Here is a 19,968-nt window from a genome sequence, read left to right on the forward strand (position 1 = left end):
CCGGCGGAAACGATCCAGCGCGACCGAGGTTGCCGCCGCTCAGCCGGCGAAGGTCTCCAGCGTCGCGGCCAGGCCGGCCAGGTTGGCGCTGTTGGCGGCCATGGCCTCGGCGATGTCTGGTCGCTCGGGGATCACCGCGACCACGCCGCCGCCGGCGGCGCGCAGGGTGAAGCCGTCGCGTTGCAGCTTCAGCAGGTGGCGGCGGGTGGTCTCGATGGGCAGGCCCATGGAACGCGCGATGGCCGTCAGCCGCACGGGACGTTCCCCCGAGGCGTCCTGCGGCGCGTGGGCCGACAGCCGCAGCGCCGTCAGGAACACCAGGCCCCGCATGATGTCGCCGTCGAACACCGACGACAGCAGGCCCGCGCTGCGCAGCACGTAGTCGGCGCCGACGTCCAGGTGATGGCGGGCGAGCGTCGATCGGACGTCATTGGGCATGGGCCTTGTTCCTCCTCTTTGGGGGCAGGTCCCATGCCGCGCGGCGGGCGGCCTTGATCCTGATCAAGGCGCGAACGGCGATCTTGCGGCAGGAGGCGCGGCCAGTACCAGGAGTCCCCCCAACGATGTCGCCCGCCGGTCCTTCCGATCCTCCAGGCCTGCCCGGCCCCGACGTGCCGGCCTTCACCGGCGAGGACATCGTGCGCCTGTTCGCCGCCACCTACCTGCCGCTGTGCCGCTCGCTCGAGGCGGCCGGCGCCCTCGATCCGGCCGCCCTGGCCCGCGACATCCGCGCCCGCCTCGACCCCCAGCCCGGCGAGCCCTGGGAAATCCTGGCGGCGGCGCTGTGCAAGGTGCTGGACGAGGCGGGGCGGGGGTAGGGGGCATCCAGCAACTCCGCCCATTCTTCCCGAGCATCCCCGCGAAGGCGGGGATCCAAGCCGCCTCTCAGGATGGGGCTGTGATCGTGGGCGACCCGCAGGCCCCGCTTGGATCCCCGCCTTCGCGGGGAAAGTCGGATTTTTTGGGGGGCGGGTGATGCCCCTCAGTCCTCGATCGCCTCGATCCCCTGCTGCTTCAGCGCCTCCAGGTGCTGTCGCATGGCCGCCAGCTGCTGCGGCGCATGACCGGTCCAGTCCTCGACCTCGCCGATTATCCGCAGCGGGTCGCGGGTGCGGTACGACCGCGTCGGATTGCCGGGGAACTTCTTGTCGGTGACGTTGGGGTCGTCCTCGAACGGCCCGGTCGGCTCGACCACATAGATCCGCCCGCCCCCCTCGCCCTGAGCCAGCTCCGCGCCCCAGGTCGCCGCGTCCAGCGTGGCGGCGAAATAGACGAAGGCGGCGGCCTTGCGCGATCCGTAGTTCGAGACCCGGCCCGCCTCGATCAGGTCGCCCGCCGAAAGATCCGCCTTGGCGCCGTGATAATAGGTCGTGGCCATGGTCGCCTCCGCTTCGAGAAGACCCCGCAGACTGCGCATATTTCGGCGCCCGCCAATTCTTGAACGCAGGTTTTTCGGGCTTAGATCTGGATCACCCGCCCGGCCATCGAGGTCCGGGGCCTGCTGCCCTGGCCCATTCCGCGTTGGAGGAGCCGGTTGGGGCCGTGAGGAATTGCTCCCTCTCCCATAGGGAGAGGGCCGGGGTGAGGGGTTACGGCGTTCGACGGAGCGCCGGCACATCGTCCGACCTCGTAACCCCTCACCCTCCCAGGCTATCGCCTGGGCCCCTCCCTCTCCCTCTGGGAGAGGGTTCATGCGCCTACCCCAATCCCCCCGCGATCACCCGCAGCGCCGGCTCGCGCCTCGGCCCGGGCTGCGGCCTTGGCCGGCGCAGCACGATCTGCAAGGCCTCGACCATGGCCGCGCTGGCGGTTTCCTCGCCCGGCGCCACGTACAGGCTCATGGCGTTCGCCAGCTCGGCGCGGTCGAGCACGCCGGCGGTCTCGAGCCGCTCGCACAGCGGCAGCCAGGTGGCCGCAAACAGCTTGATCAGGTCGGTGGGCGTGAAGTCGGCGACGGTGGCCGTCATCAGGCGGCCCACTGGCTGGACTTCGCGGCGGGCGCGGTCTCCTCGCGGGTGCGGAACAGGCCGATGCGGGCGGCCAGTTCGGCGGCCTCGGCGTTGAGGGCGTGGGCGGCCGCCGTGCTCTCCTGGACCATGGCCGCGTTCTGCTGCACCACGCGGTCCATCGCGCCCATGGTGGTGTTGACCTCGCCCAGGTTCGAGGCCTGGTCGGCGGCCGAGCGGGCGATGGCGTCGATCTGCACGTCGATCTCGGCCACGCGGGCGACGATGCGCTGCAGGGCCTGCCGGGTCTTGCCCACGCGCTCGACGCCTGCGGCCACCTGGTCGCCCGAGACGGCCACCAGGCTCTTGATCTCGCGGGCGGCGTCGGCGCTGCGCTGGGCCAGGGCTCGCACTTCCTGCGCGACGACCGCGAAACCCTTGCCCGCGTCGCCGGCGCGGGCCGCCTCGACCCCGGCGTTCAGCGCCAGAAGGTTGGTCTGGAAGGCGATCTCGTCGATCGCCCCGATGATCTGGCCGATCTGGCCCGACGAGGTCTCGATCAGGGTCATGGCCTCGACCGCCTCGGTGACCACGGGGTCGGAGCGCTCGGCTTCCTCGCGGGCGCGGGCGGCGGCGGCGTTGGCCTTGCGGGCGTTGTCGGCGGTCTCGTTGACGGTGGCGGTGATCTGGCTGAGCGCGGTCGAGGTCTCCACCAGGCTGGCGGCCTGGTCCTCGGTGCGGTTGGCCAGCTCGTCGGAGGCGCGGCTCATCTCGGCCACGCCCGCGCTCATGCTGGCGGCGTTGCCGCTGATCTCGCCCAGGGCCGCGCGCAGCTTGGCCACGGCGTCGTTGAAGTCCTGGCGCAGCGGCTCGTACTGGGCGGAAAAGCGGGTGTCGAGGCGCGAGGTCAGGTCGCCCCCGGCCAGTTGGCGCAGGGCGTGGGCCAGGTGCTCGACCACCTGGGTCTGCTCGGCCTCCATGGCCGCCTTCAGCCGGGCGCGCTCGGCGTTGGCGCGGTCGGCGGCGGCGCGCTCGGCCAGGGCCGCGGCATTGGCCTCGTCAGCGGCGCGGGCGGCGCGTTCGGAGGCCTGCGTGCGGGCGTTGACGGTGACGAACAGGCGCGAGACCCCGGCCGTCAGCCAGATCAGCGACCAGGCGGTGGTCAGCGTCATGGCCGCGCGCAGGGCCAGCGCCAGCGGGCTCTCGTCGACCGCCAGGCGGTGCGGGAAGGCGCCGGCGGCGATCAGGTCGACGCCGATCACGGCCGCCGCCCCCGCGGCCACCACCCGCCAGTCGCCATAGGCCACCAGCAGGGCCAGCGCCGCCAGGAAGGCCATGCGGGCCTCGTCCTGCAGGGGATGGCCGCGGAAGGCCAGCACGAACAGGGCGACCTGGCCGACCAGGGCCAGGGCCGTGCACAGCTGCTGGGCCAGGCGGTCGCGCCACAGGCCGTAGGCGGCCAGCACCAGCACCGCCAGGGCCGCCGAGCCCGCCGCCGGAACCAGCAGCGGCGCCCCGGTCAGCAGGCAGGCGATCGGAACCACGGCGGCGCTGGCCGCCACGCAGCCGATCACCAGTTGGCCGCCGACCCGGCGCTGGGCCTCAATACTGTCGAACTGGATCAAACGCACGCCCGCCTCCGGTATTTCACGGCAAGCATCCGGGATGAGCGTTAATCGGTCGTGACAAAAACGGCGAAACAACGTGCGTGGTTACTACGTACCAATACGTAGATGCCGCATCAATGTTCTCAAAATGGGAGAACGACGACATGGCTTTCCGGAATATTGGTCGTGCGCGACCGTCCGACGGCGGATGACGTCAACCTGTTGTGGCCGCGGCGCGCGGGGCTGTGTAAGCCTTGGCCATGGCTTCGACGGTGCAAGACATCCTGCGGCGGCCCAAGGGTCTGATCGGCCGCTCCATACTGGTGGTGGCGGCGATCGTTTTCGTGCAGCTGGCGGCCAGCGTCGCCTTCTACCAGGCGATCGACCGCCAGACCCTGCGCGAGGACCACGCCCGCCGCATCGCCGAGCTCTTGGTGGTGGGCGACCGGGTCAGCCGCCTGTCGCAGGCCGATCTCGACCAGGTGATGACCTCCCGCTACCTCGAGGCCGAGATCGTCGCCGCCCCGCCGCAGACGCCTTCGCGGGCCAGGGCCGAGACCGGCGAGGCCGACGCCATCGTCCGCTATGTCCGCCAGTGGGAGCCGGGCCTGGCCAAGCGCCCCCTGCGCCTGTGGTCGGAGGACCAGTCGGACGGCGGCCGCGATCTCGTCGGCGCCATGGGCCTGTCGGACGGCCGCTGGCTGTCGTTCCGCTCGCGCCACTTCCCGCGCCCCTGGCCGATCGCCCTGCGCGCGGTGGCCACCACCCTGGCCTTCTCCCTGGCCTGCGTGGCCCTGGGGGCCTACGCCCTGCGCCAGCTGGGCGAGCCGCTGCGCCGCCTGGCCGAGGCCGCCGGCCGGGTGGGCGAGGGGCCGCCCCAGCCGGTGGTGATCGAGGGGCCGACCGACCTGGCCGAGCTGGGCCGCGCCTTCAACGACATGCAGCAGCGCATCACCGGCCTGATCGAAGACCAGGCCCGGGCCATGGAGGCGCTCAGCCACGACCTGCGCACGCCCCTGGCCCGGCTGAAGCTGGCCTCGGACTATGTCGAGCCCGAGGACATCCGCGCCCTGGTCGGCGGCAATGTCGACGAGCTGGAGGAGATGCTGCGCTCGCTGTCGGCCTGGCTGAGGGCTCAGCACGCGGCCAGCACCGCCGAGAGCGTCGACCTGCCGGCCCTGATCCGCGCGGTGATCGCCCGCTGGCCCAAGCTGGCCCGCTACGAGGGGCCCAGGTCGCTGACCGTCAGCACCCACCGCGACCCGCTGGAACAGGCCCTGATCCGCATCGTCGACAACGCCGTGCGCTTCGGCGGCAAGGCCAAGGTGCGCCTGATCCCTGCCGATCCGGAAAGCGGCGAGGACGGCCCCCGCATCGAGGTGCTCGACCAGGGCCCGGGCCTCACCGACGAGGTGCTGGCCCGCATCTACGAGCCCTTCTTCCGCGGCGACGCCGCCCGCGCCCGCGACACCGGGGGCTTCGGCCTCGGCATCCCCACCGCCGACCGCCTGCTCAAGCGCTTCGGCGGCCGCCTCGAGATCGCCAACCGCAACGGCGGCGGCGTCAGCGCCAGCGTCTGGCCCCCGACGGGGTAGGGGTAGGGGCGCGCCCCTACGGGCAGAAGTAGCCGCGATAGGCGCCGGTCTCCTTCTCGTCGCGGATCGACCAGGTCTCCAGCTTGCCGGTGCTGGAGGTCCTGATGAAAACCCCGCCCGTCAGTTTCGTCGTGAAGCTATAGTCGGGCGCGTCGGACAGGTCCCAGCGGCCGTCGCCGCCCGCGAGCACCCTTAGCGTCGCCTCCTGGCCGCCGGGCCTGACATAGGTCAGGGCCGAGCCGGGCGCGGCCCAGCAGGTCCAGTAGGCGGCCTTGCCGTTGGGGCCCAGGATCTCGTAGCCGGCGTTTTCGCGGAAGCTCCATTGGAAGATGTCGGGCGTCTCGGCCGTCAGGGTCAGCCGGTAGGGCCTGGCCGCGTTCTGGCGGCCCACCGACAGCAGATAGACCCCGTCCTTGGGCAGGATGGCGCTGAGCCCGGTCTTGTCGACACCGTCGGCGTCCAGCATCCGATCGCCTTCGGGCGTGTAGAGCGTGACCGACAGTCCGCCCGCGCCGGCGGCGCCGGCCGTGGCCTGCAGCACCGAGCCGGCCTCGCCGATGAAGGCGAAGAGGTCGACCGACGCGCCGACCTTGCCGGCCGGCCGCTGCACCGGCTTGCCGATCTCGGCGGCCAGCACGCCCGGCGGCGGGACGAGCTTGGGCAGGGGCGCAAGCGGGGCGGGCGGCTGGGGCGGCGCGGGCGGGGTCGTCGGCTTTATGGGTTCGGCCTGTTCCCGGGGCGTCGGCGCGGCGGCGACTTGCGTGGGGAGCGGCGCGGGCGCAGGCGGGGGCGACCAGGGCTTGTACGGCCGCCGGTCGGTGTCGATCTTCAGCCGATAGGGCGTGACCGGCGGATCGCCGCTGGTCCAGGCCGAGACGACATAGGTTCCCGCCGTCTTGGCCGTCGCCGACAGCTGCCGCTCGGGGTTCCTCGGGTGGGTCCCGGCGATGTAGCGGCCGCCGGGATTGGCGACGACCATGGTGATCTTGGAGCCGGTCTCCAGCACCTCCAGCCGCAGCGTCTCGCCCGCCTCCAGCGGCACGGCGAAGTGTTCGGACTGGTCGAGATTGTCGATCATGTCGAGATCGCTCTCGACGATCAGCGGCGCAGCGACCGCCAGGGGCGCCTTCTGGGTCGACTGGCGCCAGGGCGGCAGGACCAGCAGCGTCGGATCGCGCGGCGGCGCGGGCTGGGGCCTGGCCGAGGCCAGCAGCGGCCGGGCCGCCGCCGCCCGCAGCGCCGGATTGGCCGCCAGGCTGCGGGCGTTGGCGGCGATCGCCGCGTCGACCAGGCCGGCCAGGCCGCCCGTACCGCCCTTGACCTCCACCGCTTCGCGGGTCGACAGCCGGCCGATCTCGGCTCCGGTCGCGCGGTCGGTCAGGGTCCAGTCCACCGCGACCTCGACCTTGCCGGTGACGGCGTTCATCGAGGCGAAGCCGTAGTTGGGCAGGCAGACGTCGGCCAGGGTCACCCGGGCCAGGCCCGCGACCCCGACGGCCGCGAAGCCTGCGCCGTTGACCATCACGCCGGCCTTGCTCAGTTCCTCGCGCAGGCCGACATCGGCCTGGCCGGTGGTGAAGGCGCGGCGCATCTCCGCGCCCGTCAGCGGCCCCTGCTTGATGCAGATCGCGCCGCCCTTCAGCACCGAGGCGGCCTGCTGCTCGGCCGGCGCGGCGGCCAGCGGCGCGAGGTCGACGGTCAGGACCTGGGCTTGGGCCGATGCGGCCATCGCCGCCGTCGCGGCGGCGCTCAGGAGGAGGGCGCGGCTCATTGGGCGTTGCCCCGCTTGCCGCGACGGGCCTTGAAGAAGGCTTCCAGCTCCTGCCTGCCCTTGGTGTCGGCCTGGACGTTCCTGGCCGCCAGCTCCACCTTCTTCCTGGCCTCTTCGGCCAGGGTCTTCCTGACCTGCTCGTCCCAGGCCTTGCCGGCTTCGCGCAGCGAGGTGTCGGCCTTGGTCACGGTGACGCCGCTGGTGCTCTTGGGATCGCCGGGGCCGCCGGCCGTTCCGGTCACTTTCGCGGGCCCGCTCGCCGCGCCCAGCCCGGTCAGGTCGGCCGACGGACGCCAGGCGACGAATTTCACGATCCCATAGTCGCGGTTCTGCAGCCACCGGTCGCGCCGGGCGCGGGCCGAAGCCTCGTCGTCATAGTAGTTGCACGAGCCCGAGCCGTTGCCGTTGAACGGCTTGTAGCCGCCGACCACCGTGCCGGCCCCGACCTCGTGGTGGAACAGCATGCCCACGTCGCGGGGGATCGGCGCCTTGGCCGCCGCCACCTGGAAGGGCTCGAACACGAACATCGCCAGCTTCGTGCCGACCCCGCCGGAGGTCTCCAGCGTGCAGACCGCCCATTTGGGCGGGCCCGCGGGCGGCTCCGGCCAGAAACCCTTGGGGTAACCCATCCGGTTGAGCATGTGATAGCCGCTCTGGCGATACCATTGCAGGCCCTCGTCGGCGGTGTCGAACCGGGCGCAGCGGGCCGTGCGATAGGGGGCGGCGGACTGGACGCCCGTCCTGGCCGCCTTGGCCTCCACATCGACGCCCTTCAACGCGCTCGCCGTGGTCTGGTAGGGCATGAAGGCGATGGCCGAGATGTCGCGGCCGGGATTGAAGACGTAGCAGGCCAGGAAGACGGGCTTTTCCCCCGCCGGCTGCGCGACGGCCGGCGGCGCGGCCATGCCGAGCCCGCCCCCGGCGACCACCATCGAAAGCAGCAGGCGTCCCAGCATCGTCTTCCCCCGAGGATCCATCCGGGCGCGCGGCGCGGGCCGCGGCGGATGGATCCTCGATTTACGGCGAACGACGATCGTCGGGCAAGCCGTCGGGAGGGGCCTAAGCGCTCCATCCCCCGTCGATCGTCAGGGCCGCGCCCGTCATGTAGCCGGCGTCCGGGCCGGCCAGCCACGCCGCCAGGCCCGCCACTTCGCTCGCCTCGCCGATGCGGCCGAGCGGCAGGCGGGGGGTGATGTAGTCCATCAGGTCGGCGGTCATGTCGGTGGCGATGGGGCCGGGCTGGATGGTGTTGACGGTGATCTTGCGGGGCGCCAGGTCGAGGGCCGCGCCGCGCGCCAGCTGGGCCACCGCCGCCTTGGTCATGGCGTAGACGCTGGAGCCGGGCGTGCCGATATGGCCGGCGGTGTTGCTGCCGATGATGATCACGCGGCCGCCGTCGGTCAGGTGCGGGGCGGCGTAGTGGATGGCCGCGAACACCCCGCGCACATTGACCGCCAGCATGTGGTCGAAGTCGGCCAGGGCGAACTGGTCGATGGTCCCGGCCTTCAGCACCCCGGCGTTGACCACCAGCACCCCCAGTTTCCCGAGCCGCGCCACGGCGGCCTCGATGGCCGCGCGCACGGCCTGCGCGTCGGCGCTGTCGGCCTGGAGGGCGAGCGCCGTCCCGCCGGCCGCCTCGACCTCGGCGGCCAGGGCGGCGGCGGGGCCGGGCGAGGCGGCGTAGGTGAAGGCGACGGGCCGGCCCTCGGCGGCCAGGCGGCGCACGATCGCCGCCCCCATGCCGCGCGAGCCGCCCAGCACCAGGGCCGGGGATTGGGGAGTGAAGCTGTTGTCGGTCATCTCGGAAACCTCGTTATGGACTGATTGGTCCATAACCTGTGCATTCCGGATCGATCGGTCAAGAATAATTCTGGACTGATCGATCAAGATCGCTAGGATGCGATCATGGCCAGACCTTCGGAATTCGATCGCGACGAGGCGATCGCCAGCGCGATCAGGGTGTTCGCCCGCCACGGCTACGAGGCCGCCTCGACCAGCGACCTGATCGAGGGCATGGGCATCGGCCGCCAGAGCCTCTATGGCGCGTTCGGCGACAAGCGCCGGCTGTTCCTGGAGGCCCTGCGCCGCTATTCCGGCGGCTCGCTGGCCCAGATGCGCGAGGCCCTGGCCGGCGGCGCCTGCGCGCGCGAGAGCCTGGAGGGGGCGCTGCTCGCGGGCCTGGGCGACGCCGACGACCTGGAGACCGGCTGCCTGGGCGTCGGCTCGATCGTCGAGTTCAGCCGCAGCGACCCCGAGATCAACGCCCTCAACGACGCCGCCGCAGCCCTGGTGGTCGCCGCCTTCGCCGCCCGGGTGAAGGACGGGATCGCAGCGGGCGAGTTCGACGCGGCCCTCGACCCGCAGGCCGCCGGCCGCATGCTGCTGACCCTGCGCTCGGGCCTCAAGGTCGCCGCGCGCGGCGGGGCGGGGCAGGACGAGTTGCGCGAGGCCGCGCGGCTGGCGCTGCGGGGGCTGAGGTAGGGGCGGGCGTATCCGTTGCCAGCCGCCGCAAGGGATCTGCTGGCCGACGTGGTCCGGCTGGCTGCGGGCGGCGACCCGGATCTATGATGGGCCGTCCGATCTCAAGAGCCGATCGGCGTCGACGACCAGGGCGTCGGCGTCCAGCACCCGCGCCAGCGACACCCGCTTGGTGCCTGTCCAGCCGGCGGGCGGCAGCAGTCGCCTGACGGGGGCCTCCGGGCCGTTATAGGCGACCTCGGCCTGGCCTCGCGCGAAGTCGATGCGCAGGAAGATCAGGTGCTCGGCCACGCCTTCTCCGGGCGTAAAGCAAGGGCCCTTGTTCGCCAGGCCGGTGGCCTTGATCTGCACGCTGCGCCTTGCCGAGCACCGCGTGTGCGCATCGACGCCGGGTGTCTTGCTGTCGCAGAGTTTGAGGTCGAAGGCCCGCGCCGCCGCCGCCTCGGCGATGTCGCCGACGAGTTTTCCGTCGAGGGTGAAGGCCAGCCGGCTGTCGGCGTAGTGGGCCTTGAGATCGGCGTGCGCCTTGCAGAACGCCATCAGCTCGGATGGGAGCCTTATGATCCGCGTCACGTCTTTCTCCCGCATGCGTCAGCTCTCGGTGTAGCGTACAAGCAGCCAGTCGCGGCCGGTGAGCAGGCCCGCCAGGCGGGGCGCGGCGTCGGGCGGACTGGCCGCGTAGAAGCCCGTCAACTCTTCGGCCAGAGCCCGGGCGGTCGCCGCGTCCATCGGCCCGGCCCGCCGGAAGCCCAGATAGGCCGCGCCGACCCCGAACGGCGCCAGGCCGTAGGCGGCCTCCAGGCGCTGGGCCAGGGCATAGGTCTGCATCGGGTTCAGGTCCGAGGCGAAGTAGCCGTTGGGAAAAGCCGCGAGCGCCAGCGCGCCGGAAGAGACCGGGACGAACTGGACCAGGATCTCGGCCTCCTTGTCGATCCTGAGGGCCGCTTCAGGGTCGAGGTTGACGGTCGCAAGGTCGTTGGCGTCGCCGCTCGTCTCCCAGTCCAGCACGCCGACCGCTTCGGCCAGCGTCACCTCGCGGGCGCGGGAGACCAGATTGGCGACGCGGATCGGAAACTCGGACGGCGTGCTCAGATAGCCGCGATGTTCGCCGTTCTCGAACGCCGCCTCGTCCAGAGTCGACAGGTCGTGGCCCGTCGTGTCGTCCAGCGCGTGGCTGTCGATCGCGTGGCCCGAGGTGTATTCGGCCTGCACCCGATTATCGAGCGTGACCAGCACGCGCACGTCGGGGCGCTCGGCCTGGAGGCGGGCGTGCAGGTCGAGCAGGGCGGCGAACGAGGGCGCGCCGCGCACGGTGAGCCCGTCGCACAGTACGGCCGTGAAGCACTTGGGACGCGCCTCGGCGAAGGGCGTCAGGGTCATGGGCTTCTTGCGTTTGAAACCGAACATGCGGCCATCTCGGCCGTGAGAGCCCGCCTCTGTCAACCGACGCAAGCGGCGGCGAGCGTGGTCGCCATTTGTCACTTTTGTCTGACAAATGAATCCGCCATGCTAAGTCATGACCGCCCGATCCAACGGGCGAGCGTTCTGGGAGGCGTTGCATGCGGAAGATCCTGGCGGCCGGCGTGGCCATGTCGGTCATGGTGCTGGCGGGGGGCGTCAGCGCCCAGCCCAAGGTCGATCCGGTGCAGGTGGATCCGTCCCGTCCCGACTGGGAAAATCCCGCCGTCAACGCCCGCGGCAAGATGCCGGCCGTCGCCACCCACTTCCCGTTCGAGAGCCGCGAGCTGGCCCTGGCCGGCGACATGACGAGGTCGGCCCGCTACCTGACCCTCGACGGCCGGTGGGCCTTCCACTTCTCGCCGTCCTCGGACGACACGCCCACGGGCTTCGAAAAGTCGGACTACGACGCCTCGTCCTGGAAGGACATCAAGGTGCCGGCCATGTGGCAGGCGCAGGGCTATGACCAGGCCCGCTACAACAACATCACCTATCCGTTCCCGGCCAACCGGCCGCTGATCCCGCACGCGACCAACCCCGTCGGCTCCTACCGCCGCACCTTTGAGGTTCCGGCCGGCTGGAGCGGGCAGGACGTCATCCTGCACGTCGGCGCGGCCGGGGCCGCCTATCGCGTCTGGGTCAACGGGGCCGAGGTCGGCTATTACGAGGACTCCAAGCTGCCGGCCGAGTTCGACGTCACCAAGCACGTCAGGCCGGGCCAGAACCTGATCGCCATCCAGGTGCACCGCTGGGCCGACGGCTCCTATCTGGAGGACCAGGACTTCTGGCGGGTCTCGGGGATAGAGCGCGCGGTCTACCTCAAGGCCGTGCCCCAGGCCCGGGCCGGCGACCTCTTCGTCAAGGCTGGCCTCGACAAGGCCTATCGCGACGGAACCCTGTCGACCGAGCTGTCGCTGACCGCCCGCAAGGCCCCGCTGACCGCCCGCATGACCCTGCTGGACGGCGACCAGGAAGTGCTCAAGCAGGAGGCCAAGGTCGCCGCCGGCGCCGCCAGGACTGTATCGCTGAACGCGACCGTCCCCGGCGTTCGCCAATGGTCCGCCGAGACCCCCAACCTCTACACCCTGCTGGTCGAGCTGATCGACGCCCAGGGCAAGGTGGTCCAGGCCACGCCCCAGCGCATCGGCTTCCGCACCGTCGAGATCAAGGACGGGCTGGTGATGGTCAACGGCAAGCCCATCGTCATCCGCGGCGTCAATCGCCACGAGCACGACCCGGAGACCTTCCACGTCATCTCCGAGGAGAGCATGCGCCGCGACATCGAGCTGATGAAGCGGGCCAATATCAACGCCGTGCGCACCTCGCACTACCCCAACGACGAGCGCTTCTATGCCCTGGCCGACGAGTACGGCCTCTATGTGATGGACGAGGCCAATATCGAGAGCCACGCCTACATGGACTACGGCAACAAGCGCCCCGAACTGCGCGAGCAGATGCAGCTGGGCTTCGACCCGGCCTGGGAAGCGGCTCACCGCGACCGGGTGCTGAACATGGTCGAGCGCGACAAGAACCACCCGTCGGTGATCTTCTGGTCGCTGGGCAACGAGGCCGGCATCGGCCCCAACTTCGAGAAGGCCGCCGCGGCCGCCCGCAAGCGCGATCCCTCGCGCCTGATCTCGTATCTGGGCTGGGGCACGCTGGACTGGGAGCACCAGCCCAACCCTTACGTCGACATCTACGCCCCGATGTACGACGACATCGAGAAGATGGTGGACTGGGCGAAAGACCCCACCCGCACCCAGCCGATGATCCAGTGCGAATACGCCCACATGCAGGGCAATGGCGGCGGCAACTTCAAGGACTACTGGGACACCATCTACAGCCACCGCAAGCTGCAGGGCGGTTTCATCTGGGACTGGGTCGACCAGTCGATGTACCGCTACACCCAGGACGGCAAGCGCTACTGGGGCGACGGCGGCGAGTACGGCAAGAACCCGGGCGGCGACATCGAGTTCGGCGACGGCATGATCCAGCCCGACCGCACGCCCAATCCGCACTTCTACGAGGTGCGCAAGGTGCTCTCGCCGATCCAGTTCGGGACCTTCTCGGCCGTCAACAACACGCTGATCGTCACCAATCGCCACGACTTCCGCGACCTGTCGGCCTTTGATTTCGACTGGGTGCTCGAGGAGGACGGCGTCGAGATCGCGACCGGCGCCCTGCCGGCCCTGGCGCTGAAGGCGCGAGGCCAGCAGCGCATCACCCTGCCGCTGCCCAAGCTGACGCCGAAGCAGGGCTCGGAATATTTCGTCACCGTGCGCGCCCGGGCCAAGGCCGGGGCCGTGCCGCTGACGCCCGCCGGCTATGTCGTGGGCTGGGAGCAGTTTCCCGTCTACGCCGCCCCCAAGGCCTTCGTCGATCGCCCCGGAACGGTGGCGCTGAAGCAGACCAAGGACGCGGTGGTGCTCGAGGCGGCCGGCGCGACCCTGACCATCGACCCGGCCACCGGCCTTGTCGCCTCATACGCCAAGGACGGAACGGTGCTGGCCAAGGGCGGGGCGCCCAACTTCTTCCGGGCCGAGACCGACAACGACACCCTCAACGGCACGGTGGCCCAGCAGAAGCCCTGGCGGGTGATGACCGACGCGCGCCAGGTGCGCGGCTTCGCGGCCCACAAGGTCGACGACGGCACGGCCCGGGTGGTGGTGGAATACGCCCTCGGCGCCGGGGCTGCGACCTTCACCACCACCTACGCCATGGCCGGCGACGGCTCGGTGTCGGTGGCCGGCGAGCTGGTTCCCCTGAAGGACGACCTGCCGCCGCCGGTGCGGGTGGGCCTGTGGTTCACCCTGCCCAGCCAGCCCAAGACCGTCGAATGGCTGGGCCGCGGCCCGCACGAAACCTACGTCGACCGCTTCACCTCGGCTCCGATCGGCCTGTGGCGCGGGGCCCTGGCCGACCAGAACCACGACTACATGCGGCCCCAGGACACCGGCAACAAGCTGGACGTCCGCTGGATAGAGCTGGGCTCGGGCGGCCCCGGCCTTCGGGTCGAGGCTGACAAGCCGCTGATGATGCAGGCCCTGGCCTTCCCCTACCAGGACCTCTACCGCCGCCCGGCCGGAACCTGGAAATCGTCCGACATCGTCCCCCACGGCGAAGGAACCCTGATCATCGACGCCGCCCAATGGGGCGTCGGCGGCGACACCACCTGGAACCACGTCGGCCAGCCGCACGGCAAGTACCGCACCAGGCTGGAACCGACGCGGGTCAGCTTCCGCCTGACCCCGTTCGCGGGCGAGGGGACCACGCCGGACAGGGCGCGGTCGGCAAGGGCGACCGAGGTGGAGTGAGGGAGAAAGCGAGGCAAGCTCAGCTATGGCATAGGTGGCTTCGGTCTGTGTGGGGGATGCGGCTTTGATCTTGGTCTTGCTCTGGGCTTTCTCGTGCATCGTGGGCGGCGTTTATGCCGCCTGCCGGTTTCATGGTTCCAGCCGTTGGAAGTTGGTTGATCCCGCGTACTATCTGCTCGGCATGGCTGGCGTGTTGCTGCTGTTTTACTCCGCGCGGAGCGATCGTCAGCTTCTGCGGATGCAGACCAACGAGCTCGTCGCCGAGCGAACGGTGGCCGATTTGCGAGCGCGGCAGCCCAAGTTCGATGATGATGATCCAATGCTGAATACGATCGACGATGGTTATCGGGACCTGTCGAAGAGTGGATCAGGGCACTATTGCAGCGATCTGGTTGTTGATGGCGCCTGTTGGGCGCGGAAAGAGCAGCGGGAACGTTTTCTGAAACGTTTCGGAGTGGTTGGGCCTCCGCCTTCCAACATGGATCCTGCTGCGCGTATTCGTTATTCGGGTGAATATTGCCTGGCGGCGAACGGGATTATGGAGGATCTAAGTAGAGTTTCGGGTGGTGCTGAGCTGATGTTCAAGGCCGCCAATGATGCGCTTCAGGAAACGAAGCTTCAGCCCGCGCTTGTCGAAAGCCCCGATACTATCTTCAGGTTGAGGTCGCGGATCCACGCTGCAAAGATGGGGGCGATCCGCCTGATAAGTGGTCTGCCGCGGGATGACCGGGACTTCACGCGAGCCAATATCGAGGCGGAGGGGGAGTTCGCGATACTGGCCTTCAATGCCGCTTCGGTATGCTCCAACCGGCTGAAGTCGCTTCAGGAGAGCCAGCAGCGATACGATGCATGGCGCAAGGAGTTGACCAGGGCCGAGGATGCTTGGGGCGAGGCCAGGCAAGCTGTGCAAGCGGCCGCTGGTAGTCAGCCCCGCGGCCTCGAAATGAAAATCAAGTCGCTGCTCCAAAACCTTTGGCCGTGGCTTTTGATCCTGGCTGCCGCCATCAAGTTCGCCAAGTCGCTAGCCGACCTCAAAAGGAAAGGGGCGACCAGATAGGACGGAGAGAGTAGGCCGCGTCTTGCTTGGCTGGATCTGCGGAATGCAGGGCGTGGATGTCCTGGTCCGGAGCGCCCCGCCTTGATCATGCGCAGCCCACCCTCTCCCTCACCCCGCCAGGGCTTCCTTCTTTTCTTCCAGCATCAGCCAGTCTTCCTCGGCCTGGGCGAGATCGGCGCGGGCCTTGTCGAGGGCCTTCATGATCTTGTCGAAGCCGGCCGGGTCGCGGGCGTAGAGGTTGGGGTCGTCGAGCTTCTTTTCCAGGTCGGCCAGGATCTTGGGCGAGTCCGCGATCAGGGCCTCGCATTCCTCCAGCCGCCGCTGGTCCTTGTAGGACAGCTTGGTGGCCTTCTTGGGCGGGGCGGCGGCCGGGGTGACGACGGCCTTGTGCGAGCCCGTGCCGGTGGCGAAGTCGCCGGCCGCGCCGCGCGCGCCCTTGAAGAAGTCCGGGGCCTGGTCGATCAGGTCGGTCCAGCCGCCGGGGGTCTCCAGCACGTCGCCATGGCCGTTCATGGCGATGGTCGAGGTGGCCAGGCGGTCGATGAAGTCGCGATCGTGGCTGACCAGAATGAGGGTTCCCTCGAAATCAGCCAGCAGCTCTTCCAAGAGGTCGAGCGTGTCCATGTCGAGGTCGTTGGTCGGTTCGTCGAGCACCATCAGGTTCATCGGCGAGGCCAGGGCGCGGGCGAGGAGCAGGCGGTTGCGCTCGCCGCCCGACAGGCTGGTGACCGGCTGGCGCAGCTGGGCCTCGGTGAACAGGAACTCCTTGGCGTAGCCGGCCACGTGCTTGGAGACGCCGCGCACCAGGATGGAGTCGCCGCCCGACGGGGTCAGGAAATCCCAGACGGTGATCTTTTCCGACAGCGCCAGGCGGTTCTGGTCGACATAGGCGATCTCGAGATTGGTCCCCAGCTGCACCGTGCCGGCGTCGGCCTCGATCTCGCCCAGCAGCATGCGCACCAGGGTGGTCTTGCCCGCGCCGTTGGGGCCCACCAGGGCCACGCGGTCGCCGCGCAGGATGCGGGTCGAGAAGTTCTCGACGATGGTGCGCTCGCCGAATTTCTTGGTCAGGCCCTTGGCCTCGACCACGCGCTTGCCCGACGTGCCCGAGCTTTCGACGGCCATCGACATGGCCCCGCGCTTCTCGGACTGGATGTCCTTCTTCTGGGCGCGCAGGTCCAAGAGGGCGCGGCGGCGGCCCTCGTTGCGGGCCCGGCGGCCCTGGACGCCGCGGGCCAGCCAGGCGTTCTCGACTTCCAGCTTCTTGTTGAGGCGGCGCTCTTCCTCCGCCTCGGCGGCCAGCACCTGCTCGCTCCAGGTTTCGAACTCGGCGAAACCCTTGTCGAGGCGGCGCACCTTGCGGTGCTCCAGCCAGAAGGTGCGCTGGGTGACGCGGTTGAGGAAGGCGCGGTCGTGGCTGACGATCAGCGCCGCGCACTTGGAGTTGGCCAACTCCTCTTCCAGCGTCTGGATGGCGAAGATGTCGAGGTGGTTGGTCGGCTCGTCCAGCAGCAGCACGTCGGGCTGCTCGGCGAAGGCGCGGGCGAGGGCGGCGCGGCGACGCTCGCCGCCCGACAGGCCCTTGGTGCTCTGGTCGTAGTTCAGGCCGAAGTCGGCCAGGGTGGCGTGGGCCTCGTAGTCCTGGGCGCCGCCGGCCGTGCAGTAGTCGAGCAGGGTCTCGCCGGTGATCTCCGGCTCCTGGCTGACGAACACCACCTTGGCTCCCGGCTGCACGGCGCGCTCGCCGCTGTCGGGCTCGGCGCCCTGGGCGGCCAGCACCTTGAGCAGGGTCGACTTGCCCGCGCCGTTGCGGCCCACCAGGCAGGCGCGGATGCGCGGCTCCAGGGCCAGGTCCACGCCGTCGAACAAAGGCTTGGCGCCGTCGGCGAGACGGACGTCCTTGAGGGCGAGCACGGGGGCGCGGGCGGGGGCGGCCATGAAGCGGTCTTTACGTCTGACGGGGCGGAGAATGCGAGGAGATGGGGCCTATAGCAGGGCGCGGGGAGGGGGAAGGCGGAAAGTTTGTCTGGCGGGTGGGGGAGCCCCCGCAGTCGGTTGCGCCGACATAAGATCCTCCCTCTCTGGGGGAGGTGGCCCGGAGGGCCGGAGGGGGGCGTTTTCAGCTGCCGGAGAGTTGGATGTTCATCACCGACTTCCCCCTCCGTCGCTTCGCGACACCTCCCCCTTCAGGGGGAGGATCTCGTCATGCCGCCCGCTTCATCTCCTGATCCTCGACCGCCGGAACCGGCCGCCGCAGCGCCCTTTCCCGCAGGCGCAGGAACGGCCGCTCGACAAGCCGCCACAGCAGGATGGCGGCGGCGAAGTCGGCGGCGAGGTAGAGGCCAAGGCCGGTCCAGCCGTGCAGCACCCCGTCGCCCAGGGCCTCGCGCAGCATGTGTTGCACCGGCTTGTGGACGAGGTAGAGGCTGTAGGCCAGCGTCGCCACGACGGTGACGGGGGCCAGGGGCAGGCGCCGCAGGGCGGGCTCGATGTCCAGCAGGGCGCAGAGCAGCAGCGTGCTGGCCAGGCAGGCCAGGGGATAGACGACGACCGCGCCGGTCAGGTCCAGGCTCACCCCGTCGGCGTGGCGGATGCAGAGGATGACGGTCGCGGCGGCGGCCGCGAGGCCCAGCGGTCCGGTCAGCCAGGGCGGGGCGAAACGGGCGACGGCGGCGGGGCGGAAGGCCCGGGCGGCGGCCAGCAGCACGCCCATGGCCAGGCCGTCCAGGCGGGTCCAGGTGGGGTAGTAGATGAGGCGCAGGAAGTCGGCGGGCCGCGTGGCGGGGTCGGCGGCGGGGCCGCTCCAGATCCCCCAGCGCAGGGCCATGCCGCCGAGGATTACGGCGGCCCCCAGCAGCACGGCGGGCCAGGCCCCGCGCGCCCGCGCCAGCACGAGCACCAGCGGGGGCAGCAGCCAGTAGAAATGCTCCTCCACGCACAGCGACCAGGCCGAGGTGAAGGCCCCGGTGACCCGGTAGTCGAGGCCGAAGTTCATGGTGAAGGTCAGGAACCGCCAGAGCGGCTGGATGGCCTTGCCGTCCGAGAAGCCGGGCAGCAGGAAATAGAGCGCCAGCACCACCAGGAAGGCCGGCAGGATGCGAAAGGCGCGGCTAGCCCAGAAGCGTTTGAAGTCGACGCCGTTCCCCGCCGCGATCCCCTTCAGCAGCTGGGCGCCGATCAGGTAGCCGCTGAGCACGAAGAAGACGTCCACCCCCAGCCAGCCGAACGGCCGGATCGCCGCCAGGGGCTCGGGCCGGGCGGGGCCGGGCATGTGCCAGGCCATGACCAGCAGTATGGCGGCGGCGCGCAGCAGGTCGGGGCCGTAGGCGCGGGCATGGGCGTCACGCGAGGGACCGAAGAGGGCGGCGATGGCCCCGGAGACGGCGTTCATGATTGTCCTGAAGGCCGCCGGGAAGGCGAGGGCGGCGGCCGGGGAGGATGGTGGCCGATCAACCTTGAGTCGTCACGGGGGAGGGGCGGAGATTTCGGGAGATTTCGAGGGTGGCTACCTGCTCCTCCCTCGCGGAGCGGGGGAGGTGGCGCGCTGCGGATACGCAGCGTGACGGAGGGGGCGAGGGACAAAGCTCGGCGCCCAGCCTCGCCCCCTCCACCACTTCGTGGTCCCCCTCCCCCGCAAGCGGGGGAGGAGCAAGGGATAGATCCTTCCCCTCTGGGGGAGGTGGCCCGGAGGGCCGGAGGGGGGACGTTTGCAGCTGCCGGAGAGTTGGACGGTCATCACCGACTTCCCCCTCCGTCGCTTCGCGACACCTCCCCCTTCAGGGGGAGGATCTTCAGGCCGCCGCCAGCTTCCACACCGAGAAATCCTTGAACCGCAGACGGCTCCACGTCGTGCGCAGGCCAAACCACCCGGCGGTGTAGGCGTCTTCATCGCGCATCTCGAACAGCTTGCGGCCGTCGGCCCAGTATTGGACGAGGTCGCCATAGGCCACGAGCTGCACGTGGACCCACTGGTTGGGCTGCAGCAGGGCGCGGGCGTCTTTCAGGTCGTGCTGGGGCAGCATCGGGCGGTCGCCGGGGCGGCCGACATAGCGGCGCAGGCGGGTGCTGGAATTGTAGTTGCCGCCCTGGCCCACATAGTAGGTCTTCAGGAGGTCGTAGCCGGCGAAGGCGCCGGTGCGGGGGCTGGCGAAGAGGTCGTCCGGACTGCGGACGTCGGTCGCCATCCAGAAGGCGTTGAGGTCGCTGATGCGGTCGTTGCGGCCGCCCTCGTAGACGGCCAGGGCCTGGTATTCGATGAGAACGGGGCCTTCGAGGCGAGGCTTGAACCAGGCGGTGATCCCGGCCGGGGCGTCGAGCTCGAGGACGCCGTTCTGGGCGCTGACCTTGGCCGGCTGCTCGGCCTCGATGGTCCAGTTCGCAAGGCCTTGGGTGAAATCATCCGTATAGAGACGATCTGCCTTGCGCCAGGGCTCGGGAGCTTGCGCGCGGGCGGCGCCGGCCAGCGGCAGGGCGAGGGCGGAGAGGGCGAGGGACCGGCGGGTGAGCATGGGGCAGGGGTAGCGCACGAAGGCCGGTCGCGGAACCCAAGACCCTCTCCCCGAAGGGGGAGGTGGCTATCGCCTTTGCTCCTCCCCCGCTTGCGGGGGAGGGGGACCGCGAAGCGGTGGAGGGGGCGAGACTGGGCGCCGAGGAAGCTGTGGCCCCCCCCCCCACCCATCCGCTACCCACCCCCCCCCCACCCCCCCGAACACGGGGGGGGGGACGGTGGAGGAGCGGGGCCA

The 19,968-nt window shown here is 70.2% G+C and carries 17 protein-coding genes; 5 read left to right on the forward strand and 12 right to left on the reverse strand.

Annotation, left to right across the window (positions count from 1 at the left end):
• Positions 1–39 precede the first annotated feature (39 nt).
• On the reverse strand, positions 40–438 hold the full coding sequence (locus P7A99_RS17580; RefSeq protein ID WP_277795065.1) for a hypothetical protein: 399 nt from the start codon (positions 436–438) through the stop codon (positions 40–42).
• A gap of 125 nt (positions 439–563) precedes the next feature.
• Between P7A99_RS17580 and P7A99_RS17585 the strand changes: the two genes are divergently transcribed.
• Positions 564–818 (forward strand): hypothetical protein, encoded by a 255-nt coding sequence (locus P7A99_RS17585; RefSeq protein ID WP_277795066.1) that lies wholly within the window; start codon positions 564–566, stop codon positions 816–818.
• 164 nt (positions 819–982) lie between these two features.
• On the opposite strand, the gene arr is transcribed toward P7A99_RS17585, so the two are convergent.
• From arr to P7A99_RS17605, 3 genes are all read right to left on the reverse strand, one after another.
• The gene (arr, locus tag P7A99_RS17590; protein ID WP_347276699.1) at positions 983–1,417 is read right to left on the reverse strand and encodes an NAD(+)--rifampin ADP-ribosyltransferase; all 435 of its coding nucleotides are present in this window, start codon (positions 1,415–1,417) and stop codon (positions 983–985) included.
• A 280-nt stretch (positions 1,418–1,697) separates the two neighbouring features.
• Complete coding sequence (locus tag P7A99_RS17600; protein ID WP_277795083.1) at positions 1,698–1,967, reverse strand: hypothetical protein; 270 nt, start codon at positions 1,965–1,967, stop codon at positions 1,698–1,700.
• A complete protein-coding gene (locus P7A99_RS17605; protein WP_277795082.1) occupies positions 1,967–3,571 on the reverse strand; it encodes a methyl-accepting chemotaxis protein in 1,605 nt (534 codons plus the stop codon). Before P7A99_RS17605 ends, P7A99_RS17600 begins: the two co-directional genes overlap by 1 nt.
• A gap of 242 nt (positions 3,572–3,813) precedes the next feature.
• Between P7A99_RS17605 and P7A99_RS17610 the strand changes: the two genes are divergently transcribed.
• Positions 3,814–5,148, forward strand: coding sequence for an ATP-binding protein (locus tag P7A99_RS17610; protein WP_277795068.1), 1,335 nt, complete (start codon positions 3,814–3,816; stop codon positions 5,146–5,148).
• Positions 5,149–5,164: 16 nt separating this feature from the next.
• Here P7A99_RS17610 and P7A99_RS17615 read toward each other — a convergent pair whose 3' ends face one another.
• From P7A99_RS17615 to P7A99_RS17625, 3 genes are all read right to left on the reverse strand, one after another.
• Positions 5,165–6,919, reverse strand: a complete 1,755-nt coding sequence (locus P7A99_RS17615) for a hypothetical protein (protein ID WP_277795069.1) — start codon at positions 6,917–6,919, stop codon at positions 5,165–5,167.
• Positions 6,916–7,875 carry a hypothetical protein gene (locus tag P7A99_RS17620; protein WP_277795070.1) on the reverse strand — a complete coding sequence of 320 codons (960 nt, stop codon included), beginning with the start codon at positions 7,873–7,875 and terminating at the stop codon, positions 6,916–6,918. Before P7A99_RS17620 ends, P7A99_RS17615 begins: the two co-directional genes overlap by 4 nt.
• A 103-nt stretch (positions 7,876–7,978) precedes the next feature.
• Positions 7,979–8,719 (reverse strand): SDR family oxidoreductase, encoded by a 741-nt coding sequence (locus P7A99_RS17625; protein ID WP_277795071.1) that lies wholly within the window; start codon positions 8,717–8,719, stop codon positions 7,979–7,981.
• Between the two features lie 105 nt (positions 8,720–8,824).
• Here P7A99_RS17625 and P7A99_RS17630 point away from each other — a divergent pair, with 105 nt between their 5' ends.
• Complete coding sequence (locus P7A99_RS17630; protein WP_277795072.1) at positions 8,825–9,400, forward strand: TetR/AcrR family transcriptional regulator; 576 nt, start codon at positions 8,825–8,827, stop codon at positions 9,398–9,400.
• A gap of 81 nt (positions 9,401–9,481) precedes the next feature.
• Here P7A99_RS17630 and P7A99_RS17635 read toward each other — a convergent pair whose 3' ends face one another.
• Positions 9,482–9,970 (reverse strand): DUF6998 domain-containing protein, encoded by a 489-nt coding sequence (locus P7A99_RS17635; RefSeq protein ID WP_277795073.1) that lies wholly within the window; start codon positions 9,968–9,970, stop codon positions 9,482–9,484.
• Between the two features lie 18 nt (positions 9,971–9,988).
• A complete protein-coding gene (locus P7A99_RS17640) occupies positions 9,989–10,804 on the reverse strand; it encodes a hypothetical protein (RefSeq protein ID WP_277795074.1) in 816 nt (271 codons plus the stop codon).
• Positions 10,805–10,956: 152 nt separating this feature from the next.
• Between P7A99_RS17640 and P7A99_RS17645 the strand changes: the two genes are divergently transcribed.
• Positions 10,957–14,169, forward strand: coding sequence for a glycoside hydrolase family 2 TIM barrel-domain containing protein (locus P7A99_RS17645; protein ID WP_277795075.1), 3,213 nt, complete (start codon positions 10,957–10,959; stop codon positions 14,167–14,169).
• Positions 14,170–14,239: 70 nt separating this feature from the next.
• Positions 14,240–15,226 carry a hypothetical protein gene (locus P7A99_RS17650; protein WP_277795076.1) on the forward strand — a complete coding sequence of 329 codons (987 nt, stop codon included), beginning with the start codon at positions 14,240–14,242 and terminating at the stop codon, positions 15,224–15,226.
• A 108-nt stretch (positions 15,227–15,334) separates the two neighbouring features.
• Here P7A99_RS17650 and P7A99_RS17655 read toward each other — a convergent pair whose 3' ends face one another.
• The 3 genes from P7A99_RS17655 to P7A99_RS17670 all read right to left on the reverse strand — a co-directional run bounded on the left by P7A99_RS17655 (position 15,335) and on the right by P7A99_RS17670 (position 19,752).
• On the reverse strand, positions 15,335–17,164 hold the full coding sequence (locus P7A99_RS17655; protein WP_277795077.1) for an ABC-F family ATP-binding cassette domain-containing protein: 1,830 nt from the start codon (positions 17,162–17,164) through the stop codon (positions 15,335–15,337).
• 265 nt (positions 17,165–17,429) lie between these two features.
• Entirely contained in the window at positions 17,430–18,617 is a 1,188-nt protein-coding gene (locus tag P7A99_RS17660; protein ID WP_277795078.1) for an acyltransferase family protein, read from the reverse strand.
• Between the two features lie 400 nt (positions 18,618–19,017).
• The gene (locus P7A99_RS17670) at positions 19,018–19,752 is read right to left on the reverse strand and encodes a DUF6250 domain-containing protein (protein WP_277795079.1); all 735 of its coding nucleotides are present in this window, start codon (positions 19,750–19,752) and stop codon (positions 19,018–19,020) included.
• Positions 19,753–19,968 lie beyond the last annotated feature (216 nt).

It is taken from the genome of Caulobacter endophyticus, from assembly GCF_029543245.1.
GTDB lineage: Bacteria > Pseudomonadota > Alphaproteobacteria > Caulobacterales > Caulobacteraceae > Caulobacter > Caulobacter endophyticus_A.